The sequence below is a fragment of the Nonomuraea pusilla genome (genome assembly GCF_900109355.1).
In the GTDB taxonomy this organism is placed as follows: Bacteria; Actinomycetota; Actinomycetes; order Streptosporangiales; family Streptosporangiaceae; genus Nonomuraea; species Nonomuraea pusilla.
Map to the genome: position 1 here is coordinate 74,766 of NZ_FOBF01000004.1, position 16,891 is coordinate 91,656.

At 74.7% G+C, this 16,891-nt stretch carries 18 protein-coding genes; 8 read left to right on the plus strand and 10 right to left on the minus strand.

Going from position 1 to position 16,891, the window contains the following annotated elements; all coding sequences use genetic code 11:
* Positions 1-69: 69 nt before the first annotated feature.
* Genes BMX74_RS09330 through BMX74_RS09340 form a run of 3 tightly spaced genes read left to right on the plus strand, consistent with a single transcriptional unit; the run spans position 70 to position 3,710 of the window.
* Complete coding sequence (locus BMX74_RS09330; RefSeq protein WP_091099698.1) at positions 70-1,257, plus strand: NAD(P)/FAD-dependent oxidoreductase; 1,188 nt, start codon at positions 70-72, stop codon at positions 1,255-1,257.
* On the plus strand, positions 1,254-2,144 hold the full coding sequence (sigJ, locus tag BMX74_RS09335) for an RNA polymerase sigma factor SigJ (RefSeq protein ID WP_091099701.1): 891 nt from the start codon (positions 1,254-1,256) through the stop codon (positions 2,142-2,144). Before BMX74_RS09330 ends, sigJ begins: the two co-directional genes overlap by 4 nt.
* 45 nt (positions 2,145-2,189) lie before the next feature.
* Entirely contained in the window at positions 2,190-3,710 is a 1,521-nt protein-coding gene (locus tag BMX74_RS09340) for an FAD-dependent monooxygenase (protein ID WP_091099703.1), read from the plus strand.
* Here the strand turns inward: BMX74_RS09340 and BMX74_RS09345 are convergent.
* Complete coding sequence (locus BMX74_RS09345; protein ID WP_256256848.1) at positions 3,683-4,351, minus strand: cyclase family protein; 669 nt, start codon at positions 4,349-4,351, stop codon at positions 3,683-3,685. The two genes, BMX74_RS09340 and BMX74_RS09345, sit on opposite strands and share 28 nt — an antisense overlap.
* Positions 4,348-4,599, minus strand: a complete 252-nt coding sequence (locus BMX74_RS45475) for a CBU_0592 family membrane protein (protein WP_055504066.1) — start codon at positions 4,597-4,599, stop codon at positions 4,348-4,350. Before BMX74_RS45475 ends, BMX74_RS09345 begins: the two co-directional genes overlap by 4 nt.
* A gap of 74 nt (positions 4,600-4,673) precedes the next feature.
* Here BMX74_RS45475 and BMX74_RS09350 point away from each other — a divergent pair, with 74 nt between their 5' ends.
* Complete coding sequence (locus BMX74_RS09350; protein ID WP_091099708.1) at positions 4,674-5,657, plus strand: LysR family transcriptional regulator; 984 nt, start codon at positions 4,674-4,676, stop codon at positions 5,655-5,657.
* 45 nt (positions 5,658-5,702) lie between these two features.
* Here BMX74_RS09350 and BMX74_RS09355 read toward each other — a convergent pair whose 3' ends face one another.
* Positions 5,703-6,281 carry a hypothetical protein gene (locus BMX74_RS09355; protein ID WP_091099710.1) on the minus strand — a complete coding sequence of 193 codons (579 nt, stop codon included), beginning with the start codon at positions 6,279-6,281 and terminating at the stop codon, positions 5,703-5,705.
* Between the two features lie 126 nt (positions 6,282-6,407).
* Between BMX74_RS09355 and npdG the strand changes: the two genes are divergently transcribed.
* On the plus strand, positions 6,408-7,061 hold the full coding sequence (gene npdG / locus BMX74_RS09360; protein ID WP_091099713.1) for an NADPH-dependent F420 reductase: 654 nt from the start codon (positions 6,408-6,410) through the stop codon (positions 7,059-7,061).
* 3 nt (positions 7,062-7,064) lie between these two features.
* Here the strand turns inward: npdG and BMX74_RS09365 are convergent, their stop codons facing one another.
* The 6 genes from BMX74_RS09365 to BMX74_RS09390 form a co-directional block, all read right to left on the minus strand.
* Positions 7,065-7,676, minus strand: a complete 612-nt coding sequence (locus BMX74_RS09365; RefSeq protein WP_055503290.1) for a response regulator transcription factor — start codon at positions 7,674-7,676, stop codon at positions 7,065-7,067.
* Positions 7,673-8,758: a sensor histidine kinase gene (locus BMX74_RS09370; RefSeq protein WP_055503289.1), complete on the minus strand. Its 1,086-nt coding sequence runs from the start codon at positions 8,756-8,758 to the stop codon at positions 7,673-7,675. The genes BMX74_RS09365 and BMX74_RS09370 overlap by 4 nt, the downstream gene beginning before the upstream one ends.
* 116 nt (positions 8,759-8,874) lie before the next feature.
* On the minus strand, positions 8,875-9,594 hold the full coding sequence (locus BMX74_RS09375; RefSeq protein ID WP_082534886.1) for an ABC transporter permease: 720 nt from the start codon (positions 9,592-9,594) through the stop codon (positions 8,875-8,877).
* Positions 9,591-10,505: an ABC transporter ATP-binding protein gene (locus tag BMX74_RS09380; protein WP_091099715.1), complete on the minus strand. Its 915-nt coding sequence runs from the start codon at positions 10,503-10,505 to the stop codon at positions 9,591-9,593. Before BMX74_RS09380 ends, BMX74_RS09375 begins: the two co-directional genes overlap by 4 nt.
* Positions 10,506-10,570: 65 nt before the next feature.
* A complete protein-coding gene (locus tag BMX74_RS09385; RefSeq protein WP_055503286.1) occupies positions 10,571-11,257 on the minus strand; it encodes an alpha/beta hydrolase in 687 nt (228 codons plus the stop codon).
* A 14-nt stretch (positions 11,258-11,271) separates the two neighbouring features.
* A complete protein-coding gene (locus BMX74_RS09390) occupies positions 11,272-12,702 on the minus strand; it encodes an aminotransferase-like domain-containing protein (RefSeq protein WP_091099718.1) in 1,431 nt (476 codons plus the stop codon).
* A 60-nt stretch (positions 12,703-12,762) separates the two neighbouring features.
* On the opposite strand from BMX74_RS09390, the gene BMX74_RS09395 reads away from it, so the two are divergent.
* The 3 genes from BMX74_RS09395 to BMX74_RS09405 all read left to right on the plus strand — a co-directional run bounded on the left by BMX74_RS09395 (position 12,763) and on the right by BMX74_RS09405 (position 15,577).
* Complete coding sequence (locus BMX74_RS09395) at positions 12,763-13,947, plus strand: trans-sulfuration enzyme family protein (protein ID WP_055503284.1); 1,185 nt, start codon at positions 12,763-12,765, stop codon at positions 13,945-13,947.
* Between the two features lie 9 nt (positions 13,948-13,956).
* A complete protein-coding gene (locus tag BMX74_RS09400; RefSeq protein WP_091099721.1) occupies positions 13,957-14,934 on the plus strand; it encodes a threonine/serine dehydratase in 978 nt (325 codons plus the stop codon).
* 169 nt (positions 14,935-15,103) lie between these two features.
* Positions 15,104-15,577, plus strand: coding sequence for a molybdopterin-binding protein (locus BMX74_RS09405; protein WP_055503283.1), 474 nt, complete (start codon positions 15,104-15,106; stop codon positions 15,575-15,577).
* A 446-nt stretch (positions 15,578-16,023) separates the two neighbouring features.
* On the opposite strand, the gene panB is transcribed toward BMX74_RS09405, so the two are convergent.
* A complete protein-coding gene (panB, locus tag BMX74_RS09410) occupies positions 16,024-16,848 on the minus strand; it encodes a 3-methyl-2-oxobutanoate hydroxymethyltransferase (RefSeq protein ID WP_091099723.1) in 825 nt (274 codons plus the stop codon).
* Positions 16,849-16,891 lie beyond the last annotated feature (43 nt).

Genomic DNA, 16,891 nt, shown 5'->3' on the forward strand with positions numbered 1-16,891 from the left:
GGCTGAGGGGAGTGACGCGTGTCACGTACCGTCCTGTCACGTCTCAGCGATCGGCGGTGTCCTGAGGACATGAGTGAACGCAACACACCCCACAAGGTCGTGGTCATCGGTGGCGGGTACGCAGGAACGCTCGCGGCCAACCGCCTGCGGATGCGCGACGACGTCGACATCACGCTGGTCAATCCGCGCCCGGAGTTCGTCGAACGCATCCGGCTGCACCAGTTCGCGGCCGGCACCGGCGACGCCACGATCGACTACGGCACGCTGCTCGGCGAGGGCGTCCACCTGGTCGTCGACAGCGCCACGCGCATCGACACCGCCGCCCGCCGCGTGCGGCTGGAGTCGGGCCGCACCCTGGACTACGACTACGTCGTCTACGCCGTCGGCAGCACCAGGGCCGTGCCGTCGTCGGTGCCCGGAGCGGCCGAGTTCGGGTTCGACATCGCCGAGTTCGAGTACGCGCGGCGGCTGCGTGCCAGGCTGGAGGAGCTGCCTCTCGACGCTCCTGTCACCGTGGTCGGCGGCGGGCTGACCGGCGTCGAGACGGCCGCCGAGCTGGCCGAGCAAGGACGCACGGTCACGCTGGTGTGCGGCCGTGCCCTGGCACCGTCGTTCAGCGCCTCCGCTCGCCGATACATCGCCACCTGGCTGTCCCGGCACGGTGTCGCCGTCGTCGAGGCCGCCGCGGTGAGCGAGGTGCGGCCGGACGCGGTCGTCGTCGGCGGTGCGGTGCGTCCGAGCGCGCTGACCGTCTGGACGGCCGGTTTCGGCGTGCCTGAGCTGGCGGCGGCGAGCGGGCTGCGCACCGACGCGCTCGGCCGGCTGCTCACCGACGAGACGCTGACCAGCGTCGACGACGACCGCGTGGTCGCGGCGGGCGACGCAGCCGCACCGTCGGGCCGGCCGCTGCGGATGAGCGGCTACGCCGCCGGGCCGCTCGGCGCACGGGCCGCCGACACCGTGCTGAGCCGCATCGCGGGCACCGAACCGGCGGTGATCGATCTGGCCTTCACGGGGGCGTGCGTCAGCCTCGGCCGGCGGGCCGGCATCCGGCAGCTCGCGCGTAAGGACGACACCGCGGTGAACGTCTACATCGGCGGCCGGATCGGTGCGATGATCAAGGAGGTGACCTGCAGGTACGTCGTGGAGAAGAGGATCCGCCGCGAGGCCCGCGAGCCGGGTTCCATGGGCTGGCCCAGGGGTGGCCCGCGTCCCGGGCAGCCGGCCTCCGCCGCGCGGGTGGTCACCTCCCCGTGAGCGCCGACGAGCACGCCGAGCGGTTCACCCTGTTGCGGCCGCTGCTGTTCACGATCGTCTACGAGCTGCTCGGCTCGGTGACCGAGTCCGACGACGTGCTGCAGAACAGCTACCTGCGGTGGGCCGAAGTGGATCTGGCGACGGTGCGGGACACCAAGTCGTACCTGGCGCAGCTGGTGACCCGTCAGGCGCTCAACGCCCTGCGGGCGGGGGCCCGCCGCCGCGAGGACTACGTCGGCTCGTGGCTGCCCGAGCCGCTGCTGCTCGACGAGAAGGACGCCTCAGCCGATGTGGTGCTCGCCGAGTCGGTGTCGATGGCGATGCTCGTGCTGCTCGAAACGCTCACCCCCGATGAGCGCGCGGTGTTCGTGCTGCGCGAGGTGTTCGGCTTCGGCTACGACGACATCGCCACAGCGGTGGGCAGGTCCGCGGCGACGGTGCGCCAGATGGCGCACCGCGCCCGCGGGCACGTTCAGGCACGGCGTAAGCGCTTCGAACCCGCCGACGCCGCGACGACCGCGCAGATCACCGAGCGGTTCATGACCGCGGCGGCGACCGGTGACCTGGAAGGGCTGCTCTCGCTGCTCGCGCCGGACGTCACCTGGACCGCCGACAGCGGCGGCAGGACCACCGCGGCGCGCCGGCCGGTGGTGGGCGCGGAGAGGGTGGCCGGGGTCCTCATGACCATGTTCCGCCTGGAGCGGCTGGGGAGCCTGCGGATCGAGACGGTCAACTGCAACAACACGCCCGCGATGGTGGTCGGCGGCGAGCGGGTGGAAGGCGTCTTCCTGATCGAGATCGCCGACGGGAGGATCACCCACTTCTACGCCATTCGTAACCCCGACAAGCTGCTCGCGGTGGCGGTTCCGCGTCAGATCACCCGGTAGTCCCGCCCGGACCGGCACACCTCATCAAGGCACAAGGAGTTGACCATGACCGACACACAGGTAGTGATCGCCGGGGCGGGGCCGACGGGGCTGATGCTCGCGTGCGAGCTGCGGCTCGCCGGGGTAGACGTGCTCGTGCTGGAGCGTCTCACGGAGCGCCGGACGGTGGAGTCGCGGGCCGGTGGTCTCCACATCCGCACGATGGAGACGCTCGACCAGCGGGGCCTCCTCGACCGGTTCCTCGAGCGCGGACGGCCGAGGCAGGGCGTGCACTTCTCCGGCCTCCCGCTCGACGTGTCCGACATGAGGACGCGGCATCCGTACCTTCTCTTCATCCTGCAGTCCGAGGTGGAACGGCTGCTGGAGGAGCGCGCCGCGGAGGCCGGCGCACGGCTGAGGCGCGGCGCCGAGGTGGCGGGGTTCACCCAGGACGACGAGGGCGTCACGGTGGAGTTGGCGGACGGGTCGAGGGTCCGGGCCGGCTACCTCGTCGGCTGCGACGGCGGCCGCAGCACCGTGCGCAGGCTCGCGGGCATCGAGTTCCCCGGCACCCCGGCCACGATGACCGCTCTGCTCGGCGACGTCGAACTCGCCGAGCCGCCCGCGGACGACATCTTCCAGGAACGGCGCGAGCACGGCAGCTTCTCGGTGCTGTCGTTCGGCCCGGACTGGTACCGGGTGCTGACCAGCGAGTTCGATCACGTCGCCGACCGGGACGAACCGGTGACCCTGGAGACCCTCCGCGCGGCCCTGATCAAGATCGCTGGGACGGACTTCGGGATGCACTCGCCGCGCTGGCTCTCCCGGCACGGCGACGCGGCCCGCCAGGCCGCCCGCTACCGCGAGGGCCGCGTTCTCCTCGCCGGCGACGCCGCGCACATCCACTTCCCGGCGGGCGGTCAGGGCCTGAACACCGGCATGCAGGACGCCGTCAACCTCGGCTGGAAGCTCGCCGCCGTCGTCCACGGCCGGAGCCCCGACCTGCTGCTCGACACCTACCAGGCCGAACGCCACCCGGTCGCCGCCCGCGTCCTGCAGAACACCCGCGCCCAGACCGCGCTGTGGCGGGTGGACGAGCACACCTCCGCCCTGCGCGAGGTGCTGGGCGACCTCATCGGCATCGACGAGGTACGGCTGCGCCTGGCCGCAATGATCACGGCCACCGACGTCAGGTATCCGATGGAGGGGACGGACGACCTCCTCGGCAGGCGGATCCCGGATCTCGACCTCGGACACGGCCGCGTCCACGAGCTTCTGCACCGCGCCCGTGCGGCGCTGCTGGATCTCGGCGGCCTCCCGCCGCTCGACGCCGTCGTGACCGGCTGGGCGGACCGGGTCGATCTCGTCCGCGCCCGTCCGGCCGAAGGCTCCGATCTCGGCGCGGACGCCGTCCTCATCCGTCCCGACGGACATGTCGCCTGGGTCGCCCGCGCCGGCGAGCGCCCGGACCTGGACGCTCTGCGGACCGCCCTCACGACCTGGCTCGGCCCGGCCGGTCCTCACGACGCGCAGGTACGCCTGCGGCCCGCGTCAACCCGCTACGACTCCTCGGGCACGACCGCGTAGGCCCTGACCGGGAACGTCCCCATGCCCGCCACCATGGGCGGCGCGGCGTGGAAGCGGAAGCCCTCGCCGGGCAGCGCGCCGAGCCCCGTCAGGTGCTCGACCACGGGGATGCCGGCGGCCAGCAGCGCCGTGTGGGCGGGGCGCGGCCCGCGCGGCGGGGTGTCGTCGATGTTGAGCGAGTCGATGCCGACCAGCGCCGCGCCCTGCTCGGCCAGCCACGCGGCCGACTCGGGCGCCAGGTACGGGTGCCCGGAGAAGTACGCGTCGGTGCCGAAGCGGCGGTCCCAGCCGGTGTGGACGAGCACGGCCCGCCCGCGCACGTCCAGCGACGGGTCGAGGCGCACCTCGCGGGCCCCGGCGCGCGTCTCCTCCTCCGCCCGCACCACCAGGCCGGGCAGGTCGGCGAGGCTGCTCAGCGGCACCTGCGACAGGTCGGCTCCGCCGGCGTAGCGGTGGCGGGGCGCGTCCAGGTAGGTGCCGGTGTTGGCGGCCAGCGTGATCACGCCGATCTCGAACTCGGTGCCCGGCGCGTACAGCTCGCGGGAGTCCTCCCTGGTCAGGTGCATGGCCAGGCGGGGGCCTGGGATGCCCGGGTAGGTGACCATCCCCTCGACGATGCGGTGGCTCAGCTCGACGATCACTTGGCCACCCCCACCCTGGCCAGCTTGACCAGCGCGGCGACGCCGATCACCGCCCAGACGAGGTTCAGCCCCGCCGACGGCCAGGCCGCGTTGTAGGCGCTGTTGACCATCAGGGCGACCGCGCCCACGAGGTTGACGACCTGGTAGGGCAGCCCGTCGCCCGACAGGCGCGACGTCGAGACCAGGGCGTAGCCGGCCAGGAGCAGGGCGGCGCCGATCCAACCGACGGCCGCGAGCAGGAGATCCATGGCGGCCATTGTCCGGAGGTCCCGCCGTCCTGCACAAATAAGGATTCGTTAAAGACGGGCGTAAGGTGACCTGCATGGACATCGATCCGCGGCGGCTGCGCATCCTGCGCGAGGTCGCGCGCCGCGGCGGCGTGATGCGGGCGGCCGAGGCCCTCTACCTGACCCCCTCCGCCGTGTCGCAGCAGCTGGCCCAGCTCGAACGCGAGGTCGGGCTCGCGCTCATCGACCGTTCCCAGCGCAGCGTCTCCCTGACCCCGGCGGGCCGAGTCCTCGCCGGGTACGCCGAGCGCGTCGAGGAGGAACTGGCCGAGGCCAGGCGCGAGCTGACCCGCTTCACCGAGCGCATCGCCGGGCCGGTGCGCATCGCCGCCTTCCCCACCGTCATCAAGCACATGCTGGTGCCCGCCATGCGGGCGCTGGCGCAGCGGCACCCCCGCATCACGCCGCTGATCCACGAGATCTACGGCCAGCCCGCGCTCCAGGAACTCAGGCTCGGCGCCGTGGACGTCCTCATCACCGAGCAGGACATGGCCCGGCCGGTGCTGTCGCAGGCGTCGCTCGCCACCCGCCCCCTCTACGTCGACGAGTACCGCATCGTGGTGCCCCCCGACTGGCCGCACGCCATCCGCTCCGTCGCCGACCTCGCCGACGTGCCGTGGGTGTCGGGCGAGCCCGACCAGGCGTGCGGGCAGGCCCTCGACCGGCTGGCCGCGCTGCACGGGTTCGAGCCGCGCAAGGTGCACGTGGTGACCGAGTTCGGGCCGACGCTGGCGCTGGTCGCGGCGGGGCACGGCGTCGCGATCGTGCCGACCCTGGCCCTGCTGGACGTGCCCGAGGGCGAGGTGCGGGTGACCGAGGTGCGCGACGTGGGCTCGCGCCGCCTCGACACGGTCACCCGGGTGGGGCGTACCAGGTCGGGAGAGCCCGACCCCGTGCAGGCGGTCGTGATCGGCGCGATCGAGGAGGCGACGGCGGCGCTCCAGGCGCCGATCAGCGCCCACCTGCGGGGGCGGCGGGAGGAGCGGCCCGCCTCGGAGGAGCCGGCCGCCGCCGGTTGACCGAGGGGCAGCCGGCCACCCGCGGGCGCTGACCTCGCCGAGGAGTCAGTCGGTCACCTGGGGGCCGCTGACCTTGTCGAGGAGGCGGGCCAGGCGCGCCCGGAGCGTCGGCCGCTGCTCCACCTCCCCTGCCGCCGCGCTCACCAGGTGCTGCGCGCCGTCGAACGTCACCAGGCCGCGTGGCGGCACCGCGATCGCGTCGTGCGCCAGCCCGGCCAGCTCCGCGTCGCCGCCCTCCAGGGCCAGGACGGTGGCGCCGGTGCGCCGGGCGTCGTCGACGCGTTCCAGCAGCGGCGCGGGCGCCTGCCGCTCGGCCACCACGAACAGCGTCTCGCCCCTGGCGGCCCGCTCGATGCGTTCCAGCCCCACCCGCAGGTGCGCGGGGGCGTCGGCAGGAGGCGACCACCGCACCAGCGTCGGCGACAGCTGCCGCAGGCCCGACAGCCTGGCCTCGTCGTCCAGGTGCGCGGTCAGGTGCCACGGCTCGTCGTCGGGGGTGCCGACCAGCAGCAGACCCCCGGGTGAGCGGGTCGCCCGCAGGGCGGCGCCCAGCTCGCGGGCGTGTTCGAGCCAGCCGGTGCCGGACAGGAGCTCGCGCAGGAAGGCCACCGAACCTGAGTCCATGGCTCCATGGTGCCCCGGCCCGGCCCCGAGGGGAGGGCGATTCGCGTCCTTCGTCACCGGCGTGGCGGGCCGGACGACCCCGGGGCGTCCGCCACGCGACCCACCCCGGGTGGCATGATCGGGCCTATGACAGACGTGAACGGGCTTTCCATCGGCATCCTGGGCGGCACCGGCGACCAGGGCAAGGGGCTGGCACGCAGGTTCGCGCTGGCCGGGCACCCGGTGCTCATCGGGTCGCGCAGCGCCGGACGCGCCAGGGAGGCCGCCGAGTCCATCGGCCACGGCGCCACCGGCGACGAGAACGCCGCCGTCGCCGCCGCGGCCGACCTGGTGATCGTCGCGGTGCCGTACGAGGGGCACAAGGCGCTGCTGGAGTCGCTCAGTCAGGAGCTCGCCGGGAAGATCGTGGTCGACTGCGTCAACCCGCTCGGCTTCGACAAGCAGGGCGCGTACGCGCTGGCCGTCGAGGAGGGCAGCGCCGCGCAGCAGGCCGCCGCGGTGCTCCCCGACAGCCGCGTGGTCGCGGCCTTCCACCACGTGTCGGCGGTCGTGCTCATGGACCCGTCGGTGGAGAAGGTGGACCTCGACGTGCTCGTGCTCGGCGACGACCGCGAGGCCACCGACACCGTGCAGGCGCTCGCGGAGTCGATCCCGGGCGTGCGCGGCGTGTACGGCGGCCGCCTGCGCAACGCGCACCAGGTCGAGGCGCTCACCGCGAACATCATCTCGGTGAACCGCCGCTACAAGGCCCACGCCGGGCTGCGCGTCACCGACATCTGACCGTCACGGGGGCAGCCAGCCCGCGTCCTCGGCGATGCGGATGGCGTCGATCTTGTTGCGGGCGCCGGTCTTGGTGATGGCCGACGTCAGGTAGTTGCGTACGGTGCCGGGCGACAGGTGGAGCGCGGCGGCGATGTCCTCGGCCGAGGAGCCGCGCGCCGCCTCCCGCAGCACCGTGGACTCGCGCGGCGTCAGCGGGCTCTCGCCGTACTGCAGCGCGGCCGACACCAGTTCGGCGTCCAGGACGCGCAGCCCCGCCGCGGTGCGCCTGACGGCGTCGGCCAGCCGGTCGCCAGGGGCGTCCTTCACGAGGAACGCCTCGATGCCCGCCGCCAGCGCCCGGCGCACCTGGCCGGGCTGCCCGAGCGCGGTCAGCACGAGCACGCGGCACGCCGGCAGCCGCTCCAGCAGGTCGGCGGCGGCCGTGATGCCGTCGAGCACGGGCAGGTCGATGTCGACCACCGCCACGTCCGGGCGCGTGCGCAGGCCGGCCGGCACGATCTCGTCGCCCCGCGTGACCTCGGCGACGACCTCGATGTCGGGCTCCAGCCGCAGCAGCGCCGTGAGGGCCGCCCTGATCATGTGCATGTCCTCGGCCAGCAGCACCCTGATCACGCCGGTACCTCCATCGCGAGCAGGTAGCCGCCGGTGGCCGTCGGGCCCGCCGAGCAGGCGCCGCCCGCCTGGGCGGCACGCTCGGCCAGGCCCGTGAGCCCCCCGCCCGCCGGTGCCGGGTCGGCGGCCGCGCCGTCGTTGGCCACCTCCAGCCGCAGCGTGCCGTGACGTACCGAGGTGGTGATCGTGCAGGTGGTGGCCCTGCTGTGGCGCAGCACGTTCGTGACGGCCTCGCGCACCGCCCACGCCAGCGCCTCCTCCGAGGGACGCGGCACGCCGGCGTCGGCCAGGTGGGCCTGGCAGCGCACCCCGGACGCCTCCAGCAGCGCCACCGCGCGGTCCACCTCGCCCGGCAGCGACATCGCGCGGTAGCCGCGCGCCACCTGCCGGACGTCCTGCGCCGCCTCCCTCGCCACCTGGGCCAGTTCCTGCACCTCGCCGCGCGCCGTCCCCGGGTCGCGGTCCATCAGGCGCGCGGCCAGGTCGCCCTTGAGCGCGATGGCCGTCAGGCTGCGGCCCAGGCCGTCGTGCAGGTCGCGGGAGATGCGCAGCCGCTCCCTCAGCACGGCCGCGTCGGCCAGCTCCGCCCTGGCCGCCTCCAGGTCCGCCGCCATGCGGACGAACCGCACCAGGGCGTAGATCATGGCCCCGGTGAGGGGGACGGTCAGCGTGTAGAACAGGGTGATGACCAGCATGCCCGGCCCGAGGGTGAGGGTGTAGGCCTCGTACGCGATCATCAGGGCGACCGCGGCGGCGCCCCAGCCGAGCGGCAGGAACACCAGGGCGGTGCCGGCCAGCATCGGCGCGGTGACGGTGGACCAGCCGTACGGCAGGAACATGTCCGGCAGGTACGCGGCCACCGCCTGCAGCAGCGGCGTGAGCGGGAACAGCGGGGGACGGCCCCCGTGCAGCGCCGCCCGCATGTTCACCGTGTGGGTGGTGACGACCACCAGGATCGCCAGCCCGGCCGCCACTCCGTACGCCGCGCTGTAGGAGAAGTAGAGCAGGCCGATCATCGAGGGCGCGGCGGAGGCGGCGGTGATGAGGCCGGCGGCCAGCCGGCGGGCGGAGGTGGAGTGCACGCGACGATTATGATCCCCGTCGTCGGTCACCCGCGCCCCCATGACCCGCGCCCCCGTGGCAGGCCTCCGCCACCCGCGTCCTGGGCCCCACCGCCGTCGCCCCCGCTCCCGCCCGGCTACGAGCGGCGGGGTTCCCAGCGGAACCACAGCCGCAGCGCCACCAGGCCGACCGCCGTCCAGGCCGCCATGTTCAGCGTCAGCCCGAGGGCGTCGCCCGTCCTGACCGCGTTCACGACGGCGCTCGTCGGCAGCAGGTCGAGGACGGGACGCAGCCAGTCGGGGAGCGGGATGGGCCCCATGGCGCCCGCCGCCACGCCCGCGACCAGGAACACCGGCGTGGTGTAGGCGGCGGCGAGCTCCGCCCGCGAGATCGCCGCCGTGTACGCCGCCCCCAGCAGCGACAGCACGAACGAGCCCGCCACCACCGCCCCGGCGAACAGCAGCGGGTCGGCGGGCAGCGGCACCCCGGCGAGCCACCGCACCGCCAGCATGCTCACCACGATCATCGCGACGGTCTGCGTGGCCGTGCTCGCGACCTGGCCCAGCAGGATCTGCGCGTCGGTGAGCGAGGTGGCGCGCAGCCGCTTGAGCACGAGCTGGTCGCGGCGGCTCGACAGGGCGACCGCGACGTTCATGAACGCCGTGATCGCCAGCAGCAGCGCGATCGCGCTCTGGAACATGGCGGTGGCGCTGACGACCCCGTCGGGCTGGACGTGCCGCATGAGCGCCGGCATGCCGACCGCCAGCCCGACCGGGGTGACGACGGAGCCGAACAGCATCGTCTTGTCGCGCCAGAACAGCCGGGTGCCGAGCCGGTACGTGGCGGCCATGCTCATCGGGCGCCCCCCTTGGCGGACGCGGCGGCCAGGTCGAGGAAGAGGTCCTCCAGCGTCGCCGTACGGACCTCCAGCCCCGCGAGCCGCAGGCCGCGGCCCGCCGCCCAGGTGAGCAGCGTCTGCGCGGCCAGGTCGGGGTCCGCGGCCCTGCAGACGGCCCGGCGGCCGTCGCCGTCGCCGTCGAAGGTGACGGGCAGCGGCAGGCTCGCCGGATCGACACCCGGCGGCAGCGTGAACGACACCCGCCCGGCCTGCGCCGACAGCGTCTCGGCCATGCCGCCCGCCGCCACGATCTCGCCGGCGTCCATGACGGCCATGGCCGACGCCAGGTGCTGCGCCTCCTCCAGGTAGTGGGTGGTCAGCAGGACCGTCGTGCCCTGCCTGGCCAGGCCGAGCACGACCTCCCAGGTGCGCCGGCGCGCCTCGGGGTCCATGCCGCTGGTGGGCTCGTCGAGGAACAGCACGTCGGGACGGCCGAGCACGGCCAGCGCCAGGTCGAGCGCCCGCTTCTCACCTCCGGAAAGCTGCCGCACCCTGGTGCCGGCCTTGGCCTCCAGCCCGGCCAGCCCCAGCGCCTCGTCACGCGGCCGGGGCGCGGCCGTGAAGTCGCGCCACACGTCGACGGTCTGCGCCACCGTGAGGTCGGGGAAGAACCCGGCCTCCTGCAGCATGACACCCGTACGCTGCCTGACCGCCGCCCGATCGGCGTACGGGTCGAGGCCCAGCACCTCGACCGTGCCGCCGTCGGCACGCTGGAACCCGGCCAGGATCTCGACCGTCGTGGTCTTGCCCGCGCCGTTCCTGCCCAGCAGCGCGAAGATCTCGCCCTCGGCGACCTCGAACGAGACGTCGCGCACCGCCGGGAAGTCTCCGTAGCTCTTCCTGAGCTCCCGCACTCGAATCGCTGTCATGGTCACGACGATGCCGGGCCGCCCGGCCGTGCGGCAGTGAAGAATTCATGACTTCGGCCGCTGAGTCAGGACTTGAGCGACAGCCGCACCAGCGCCTCGGCGACCGCGTCGGGCGCGACGACCTGGTGCAGGTGCCCGCCGGGCACGCGCGCGACCGTCCAGCCCCGCTGCCGCGCCTCGGCCGCCACCTCGTCGTACGGCGGGCCGTACCACAGGAACGAGCACCTGACGTCGTCCCACCCGGCGGGCACCGGCACCGGCTGGGTGAAGTAGCCGAGCGGCAGGCGCGGCTGCCCGGACACCACCCGCTCGCGCGTCTCCGGGTCGGGCAGCAGGGCGGCGACCTCGGCCGGGTCGCGCCAGTCCGTCCAGCGGGGCAGCACGCCCTCGTGGTCGGCGAGCCTGCGCAGGAACGGCAGGAACCTCTCGGCGACCGGTTTGACCAGGCCCGCCGCGGGCGGCAGGTGGGCCTCGGCGAAGACGCAGGCCACCACCCGCCCGCCCAGCCCCTCCTTGACCGCCGGCAGGAGGTGCCCCGCGTTGCTGTGCGCGACGAGCACCAGCGGCCCGGCCGGCGCCGCCGACCGCACCGCCTCCACCGCCCGCGGCCAGGAGGGCACCGGGCCCGCCGCCACCCCGGTCAGGTCGGGCACGACGGCGCGATGCCCGCGCCGCTCCAGCGCCGTGGCCGCCGGCGCCCACGTCTCGGGCCCCACGGCCGGGCTGTGCACCAGCACGAAGGTCGTCTCCATGGCACCCGAGGGTGTCAGACGACGAGGGGGCTGCGTGACGGCGTTCGCTCAGAGCCGTCGTACGCGGCCCAGGCGGCGGCCAGGCCCGCGACGGCGCCGGTCAGCTCGTCCGGCGGCAGGAGGAAGTGCAGCCGCAGGAAGGCGGCGTGGCCGCCGAGCGGGTCGAAGGAGCGCCCCGGCGGCACGGCCACGCCGTGCCTGAGCGCCACCTGCGCGAACGAGTCGGCGTCGCCCCTCGGTAGCCGCACCCAGAGCGTCTGGCCGCCCGCGGCGGGCTCGAACGTCCAGGACGGCAGTCGGGCCCGCAGCTCCGACACCAGCAGGTCGTGTCCCTCGCGCAGCACCCGCGTACGGGCGGCGCGGACCTCGTCCAGGCGGCGCAGCAGCGCGGCGGCGGCGAGCTGGCCCAGGACCTCCCCGCCGAGGTCGTGGACGGCGCGCAGGCGCGCCAGCCGCGACACCAGCGGCGCCGCCGCCCGCACCCAGCCGACGCGCAGCCCGCCCCAGACCAGCTTGCTCAGCGACCCGACGGCCACGACCTGCTCGCCCCGCGCGTACGCGGCGACCGGCGCCGGTGGCGGACCGGAGAAGCCCAGCTCGGCGCCCACCTCGTCCTCGATCACCGGCAGGTCGCGCTCCGCCGCCACCGCCGCCAGCCGCCTGCGCGCCGCCTCGTCCATGACGGAGCCGTCGGGGTTGCGGTTCGTCGGCACGCAGTACAGCAGTGCCGCGCGCTCGCGCCGCACCTCGCCCGGCTCCGCCGGATCGACCGGGCGGACGACCGCCGCCGCGTGCCTGAACGCCTCCAGCGCCCCCGGGTACGTCGGCGACTCCGTCAGCACCCTGTCACCCGGCGCGAGCAGCAGCCCCGCCAGCAGCGTCAGCGCCTGCTGGGCGCCCGTCGTCACGAGGATCTCCCCGGGCGCCGTCGGCACGCCCCGGCCGGTGTAGTACGCGGCCAGCGCGGCGCGCAGCTCCGGCCGGCCCGCCGGGTCCAGCCCCATGCCGCGCTCGCGCGCCAGCCCCGCGAACGCCTCCTGGTACGCCTCCAGCAGCTCGGGCGGCGGGGCGCCGGGCGCGGCGCAGGTCAGCAGGCGCACGCCGTCCGGCGGGTGGAGCAGATGCAGGATCACCGGGTTGGCGGCCACGCCGTCGGCGGCCCGCGTCGCCGGCAGGTCGAGCGGCGCCACCCGGGTGCCGCTGCCCTGCCTGCGCACCACCCTGCCCTCCTGCTGGAGCAGGTCGTACGCGGCCACCACGGTGCCGCGGCCCACGGCCAGGCGCCTGGCCAGCACCCGGTCGGGCGGCAGCGACGCGCCCGGGGCGAGGACGCCGTCGTCGATCAGTTCCCGCAGGCGGGCGGCGAGCAGCAGGTACAGCGGGCCCCGCCCGGACGCCCACCGGCCGAGCAGGTCCACGAGGTCGTCGAGATTGGCCCGATTCATGAGCCAATTCTGCGTGATTGGCTCTCACCCGGGGCGCCGCCCCGGGCGATCCTGGTGGTCATGAGCGAACTCAGCCCACAGACGCGGGCCGTGCACGTGCCGCAGCCCACGGTCGAAGGCAGCAGGCCCACGACGATGCCCATCTACCAGACCTCCGGATTCGTCTTCGACGACCCCGCGGTGATGGCCGACGCCATGACCCGCCCCGACGGCCCGTTCGTGTACGCGCGCTACAGCAACCCCACCGTCCGGGCGCTGGAACTGGCCGTCGCCGGGCTGGAGGGCGGCGCGGCGGCCCTCGCCACCGCCTCCGGCATGGGCGCCGTCAACACCGTGCTGCTCGGCCTGCTCAAGCCCGGCGACCACCTGGTCGCCCAGCAGTCCCTGTACGGCGGCACGGCCGCCATGATCAACGACCTGGCCGCCAGGTTCGGCGTCGGCGTCACCCACGTCCCCGAGAACGACCCCGAGGCGCTGCGCGCCGCCGTCAGGCCCGAGACCAGGCTCGTCTACCTGGAGACCATCAGCAACCCCATGGCCAGGATCTGCGACCTGCCCGCCATGTGCGCCGCCGCCCGCGAACTGGGCGTCCTGTCGGTCGTGGACAACACGTTCGCCACCCCCATGCTCTGCCGCCCGATCGAGCACGGGGCCGACGTCGTCATCCACTCCGCCACCAAGTACCTGTCGGGGCACTCCGACGTCGTCGGCGGCATGGCCGTCTTCGCCGACGCCGCGCTGCACGCGAAGATCTGGCACTTCGCGATCGAGCTCGGCGCCTCGCCCGACCCGTTCGCGGCGTGGCTGACCCTGCGCGGCCTGCAGACGCTGCCCCTGCGGATGGAACGCCACTGCTCCAACGCCCACCTGCTCGCATCCAGGCTCGACGAGCACCCCGCCGTCACCGCCGTGCACTGGCCAGGGCTGCCCTCGCATCCGTCGTACGAGCTGGGGGCCAAGCTGCTGCCCGGGTTCGGCGGCGTGTTCACCTTCGACCTGGCGGGCGGCCGGGCGGCGGGGGAGCGGTTCATGAGCGCCGTACGCCTCGCGCTCCTCGCGCCGTCGCTGGGCGGCGTCGAGACGCTCGTCATGCACCCGGCTACCACCTCGCACCGCGCGCTGAGCGCCGAGGAACTGGCCAGGCACGGCATCGGCGAGGGCACCGTGCGCATCGCGGTGGGCGTCGAGCACCCCGAGGACCTGTGGGCCGACGTCGAGCAGGCCGTGGCCGCGGCGGTCGCATAACCTCGTCCCATGGTCGTGCTCACTCGTCAGGATGTCAGCGACGCCGCCGGTCGCATCGCGGGGCGCGTGCTCCGCACGCCGGTGCTGGAGGTCGCCCCCGGGCTGTTCCTCAAGCTGGAGCAGCTCCAGCACTCCGGTTCCTTCAAGGTGCGCGGGGCGTTCAACCGCCTGCTGTCGGCGGGCGACCTGCCCGCGAGCGGCGTGATCGCGGCGAGCGGCGGCAACCACGGGCTCGCGGTGGCGCACGCGGCCCGCGCCCTGGGCGTCCGCGCCGAGATCTTCGTGCCCGAGGTGACGAGCCCGGTCAAGGTGGCGGGGCTGCGCGCCCTTGGCGCGCACATCACCCAGACCGGGGCCATCTACTCGGAGGCCGCGGAGGCTGCGGCCAAGCGCGCCGCCGAGACCGGCGCGCTGGAGGTGCACGCCTACGACCAGCCCGAGGTGGTGGCCGGGCAGGGCACGGTGGGGCTGGAACTGATGGAGCAGACGGGCGGGGTCGACACCGTCCTGGTGGCGGTGGGCGGCGGCGGCCTCGTCGCGGGCATCACCCTCGGCGTGTCGGGCGACGCAGGCGACGCGCATGGCGCGCAGGGCTCAGGGGGCCTGGGCGGCTCGGGAGGGCCGCGGGTCGTCGCCGTGGAGCCGGAGCTGATCCCCACCCTGCACGACGCCCTGGCGGCGGGTGAGCCGGTACGCGTGCCGGTGAGCGGCGTGGCCGCCGACGCGCTCGGCGCCACCCGGCTCGGGACGATCGCCTACGGCGTCGTCTCGCGGGCCGGGGTCCGCAGCGTCCTGGTGCCCGACGACGCCATCGTCGCCGCCCGCCGCGCGCTGTGGGAGCGGCACCGCGTGGTGGCCGAGCACGCCGGGGCGACCGCGTACGCGGCGCTGCTGTCGGGCGCGTACGTCCGGGAGCCGGGGGAGCGGGTGGCGGTGGTCGTCTGCGGCGCCAACACCGACCCCGCCACCCTGGCAGCCGAGGCCTGACCACCTCACCGGCCTGCCGGTCCCTCCTCACCCTCGACCCGAAGGACTCACGAGCGACCACGATCCCATCTCGGGCCTCGCTTTTGCGATGCCCCTTCGCCTGGAAACCCTCGCAGACGCGTGTGACAATCGGTGGGCGGGGAGTGGGCGGATCAGGCGAGGAGAGGCCATGGTGGAGTCGACGCCGACCGGCCGTGCCGGTGACGGCCGGGTGCCCCTGTCGGGGGCGCTGCGCGAGCCGGGCCCGGTGAGCGTGGCCGCGCTGCGGTCGATGCCGCAGCGGGAGGTGACCGTGACCTTCGAGTGCCGCACCTCCGGGCTGCGGCGGCACCACTTCAGCGGGCCGCTGCTGCTGGAGGTGCTGCAGGCGGCGGGGCCGCGGTTCGACGCGGGCGAACGCAAGGACCGCCTGCGCTTCCTCGTCTCGGTCCTCGGCCGCGACGGGCACCGTGCGGTGCTGTCCTGGGGGGAGATCGACCCGGAGTTCGGCAACACCGCGGCGCTGCTGGCGGTCCGCATGGACCGCCGCGACCTCGACGAGGAGGGCCCGCATCTGGTGGTGCCCGGTGACCGGTGCGGCGGCCGGCACATCAGCCGGGTCGCGGAGATCAAGGTGTGCGCCGACGACCCGTTATGGCCCTGAACCGTCGCCCCCGCACCGGCCCGTCGCAGGAGGGCGGGTCGGGCTCAGGCGCATACCGCACCGGCCCGGAGCGGGAGGCCGCGGGGGCGGACGCCACCCGCCACCGACGCCCGCGGCGCGCCACCTGACGCCCGCCATCCGCCACTCGCACCTGACGCCCGTCACCCGCCACCGACGCCCGCGGCGCGCCACCTGACGCCCGTCACCCGCGACCTGACGTCCGCCACCCGTCACTCGCCGCCTGACGTCGGCCACTCGGCGGCCGCGCCGCGCCACCTGACGTCCGCCACTGGCCGCCCGCGTCCGGGCCGGTCGTCGCCTGGCTTCCGGGGATCCCCGTGGCCCGGCTCGGGATCAGGTCCCGCCCCGGTGTCGAATCCGGCGCGGGTGGGCCGCGACCGCGCCGGCGTGGTCCGCCGTCGCGGTCGCGAGCCCTCCCGCGGGGATCAGCCGTAGGCGTGTTCGCCCGTGGGGAAGGCGCCGGACGTCACGTCGGAGGCGAAGGCGCGGGCGGCGCGTCCGAGGTCGGCGCCCAGGTCGCCGTACCTCTTGACGAACTTCGCCGGCTGCGGCGTGAGCCCCATGAGGTCCTGCCACACCAGGACCTGCGCGTCGGTCGCCGCGCCCGCCCCGATGCCGATCGTGGGGATCGACAGCGACGTCGTCACCCGCTCTGCCAGGTCGGCGGGCACGCACTCCAGCACCACCGCGAACGCCCCCGCCCGCTCCAGGTCCTTGGCGTCGGCCATGAGCTCGTCGCCCGCCTGGCCGCGCCCCTGGACCCGGTAGCCGCCCAGGACGTTCACCGACTGCGGGGTCAGCCCCAGGTGCGCCATGACCGGGACGCCCGCCGCGACCAGCGCCTCCACCTGCGGCAGGACGCGCCTGCCGCCCTCCAGCTTGACCGCGTGCGCCCCCGCCTCCTTCATGAAGCGCGCCGCCGTCTCCAGCGCCTGCGCCGGCGACGCCTGGTACGAGCCGAACGGCAGGTCGGCGACCACGAGCGCGCGCCGCGAGCCGCGCACCACGGCCGCGGTCAGCGGCAGCAGCTCGTCCACGGTGACGGGCAGCGTCGAGTCGTAGCCGTAGACGACCATCGCCGCCGAGTCGCCCACCAGCAGGACGGGGATGCCGGCCTCGTCGAACACCCGGGCCGTCATCGCGTCGTAGGCGGTGAGCATCGGCCACCGCTCTCCGCGCTCCTTGGCCGCGGCGAGGTCGCGCACCGTCACCCGGCGTCCCGAGACACCGCCGTAAAGCTTGGTTGACATGGGATAACCCTCCAGAGCGTCTCGAGGCGCCCCAGTGGCGTCC

Coding starts and splice junctions, on each gene's coding strand:
- BMX74_RS09390 (WP_091099718.1), bottom strand. CDS start 12,702: ATGAATCGGGCCAATCTCGACGACCTCGTGGACCTGCTCGGCCGGTGG.
- BMX74_RS09395 (WP_055503284.1), top strand. CDS start 12,763: ATGAGCGAACTCAGCCCACAGACGCGGGCCGTGCACGTGCCGCAGCCC.
- BMX74_RS09375 (WP_082534886.1), bottom strand. CDS start 9,594: ATGAGCATGGCCGCCACGTACCGGCTCGGCACCCGGCTGTTCTGGCGC.
- BMX74_RS09380 (WP_091099715.1), bottom strand. CDS start 10,505: ATGACAGCGATTCGAGTGCGGGAGCTCAGGAAGAGCTACGGAGACTTC.
- BMX74_RS09340 (WP_091099703.1), top strand. CDS start 2,190: ATGACCGACACACAGGTAGTGATCGCCGGGGCGGGGCCGACGGGGCTG.
- panB (WP_091099723.1), bottom strand. CDS start 16,848: ATGTCAACCAAGCTTTACGGCGGTGTCTCGGGACGCCGGGTGACGGTG.
- BMX74_RS45475 (WP_055504066.1), bottom strand. CDS start 4,599: ATGGATCTCCTGCTCGCGGCCGTCGGTTGGATCGGCGCCGCCCTGCTC.
- BMX74_RS09350 (WP_091099708.1), top strand. CDS start 4,674: ATGGACATCGATCCGCGGCGGCTGCGCATCCTGCGCGAGGTCGCGCGC.
- BMX74_RS09330 (WP_091099698.1), top strand. CDS start 70: ATGAGTGAACGCAACACACCCCACAAGGTCGTGGTCATCGGTGGCGGG.
- BMX74_RS09400 (WP_091099721.1), top strand. CDS start 13,957: ATGGTCGTGCTCACTCGTCAGGATGTCAGCGACGCCGCCGGTCGCATC.
- BMX74_RS09405 (WP_055503283.1), top strand. CDS start 15,104: ATGGTGGAGTCGACGCCGACCGGCCGTGCCGGTGACGGCCGGGTGCCC.
- npdG (WP_091099713.1), top strand. CDS start 6,408: ATGACAGACGTGAACGGGCTTTCCATCGGCATCCTGGGCGGCACCGGC.
- BMX74_RS09355 (WP_091099710.1), bottom strand. CDS start 6,281: ATGGACTCAGGTTCGGTGGCCTTCCTGCGCGAGCTCCTGTCCGGCACC.
- BMX74_RS09385 (WP_055503286.1), bottom strand. CDS start 11,257: ATGGAGACGACCTTCGTGCTGGTGCACAGCCCGGCCGTGGGGCCCGAG.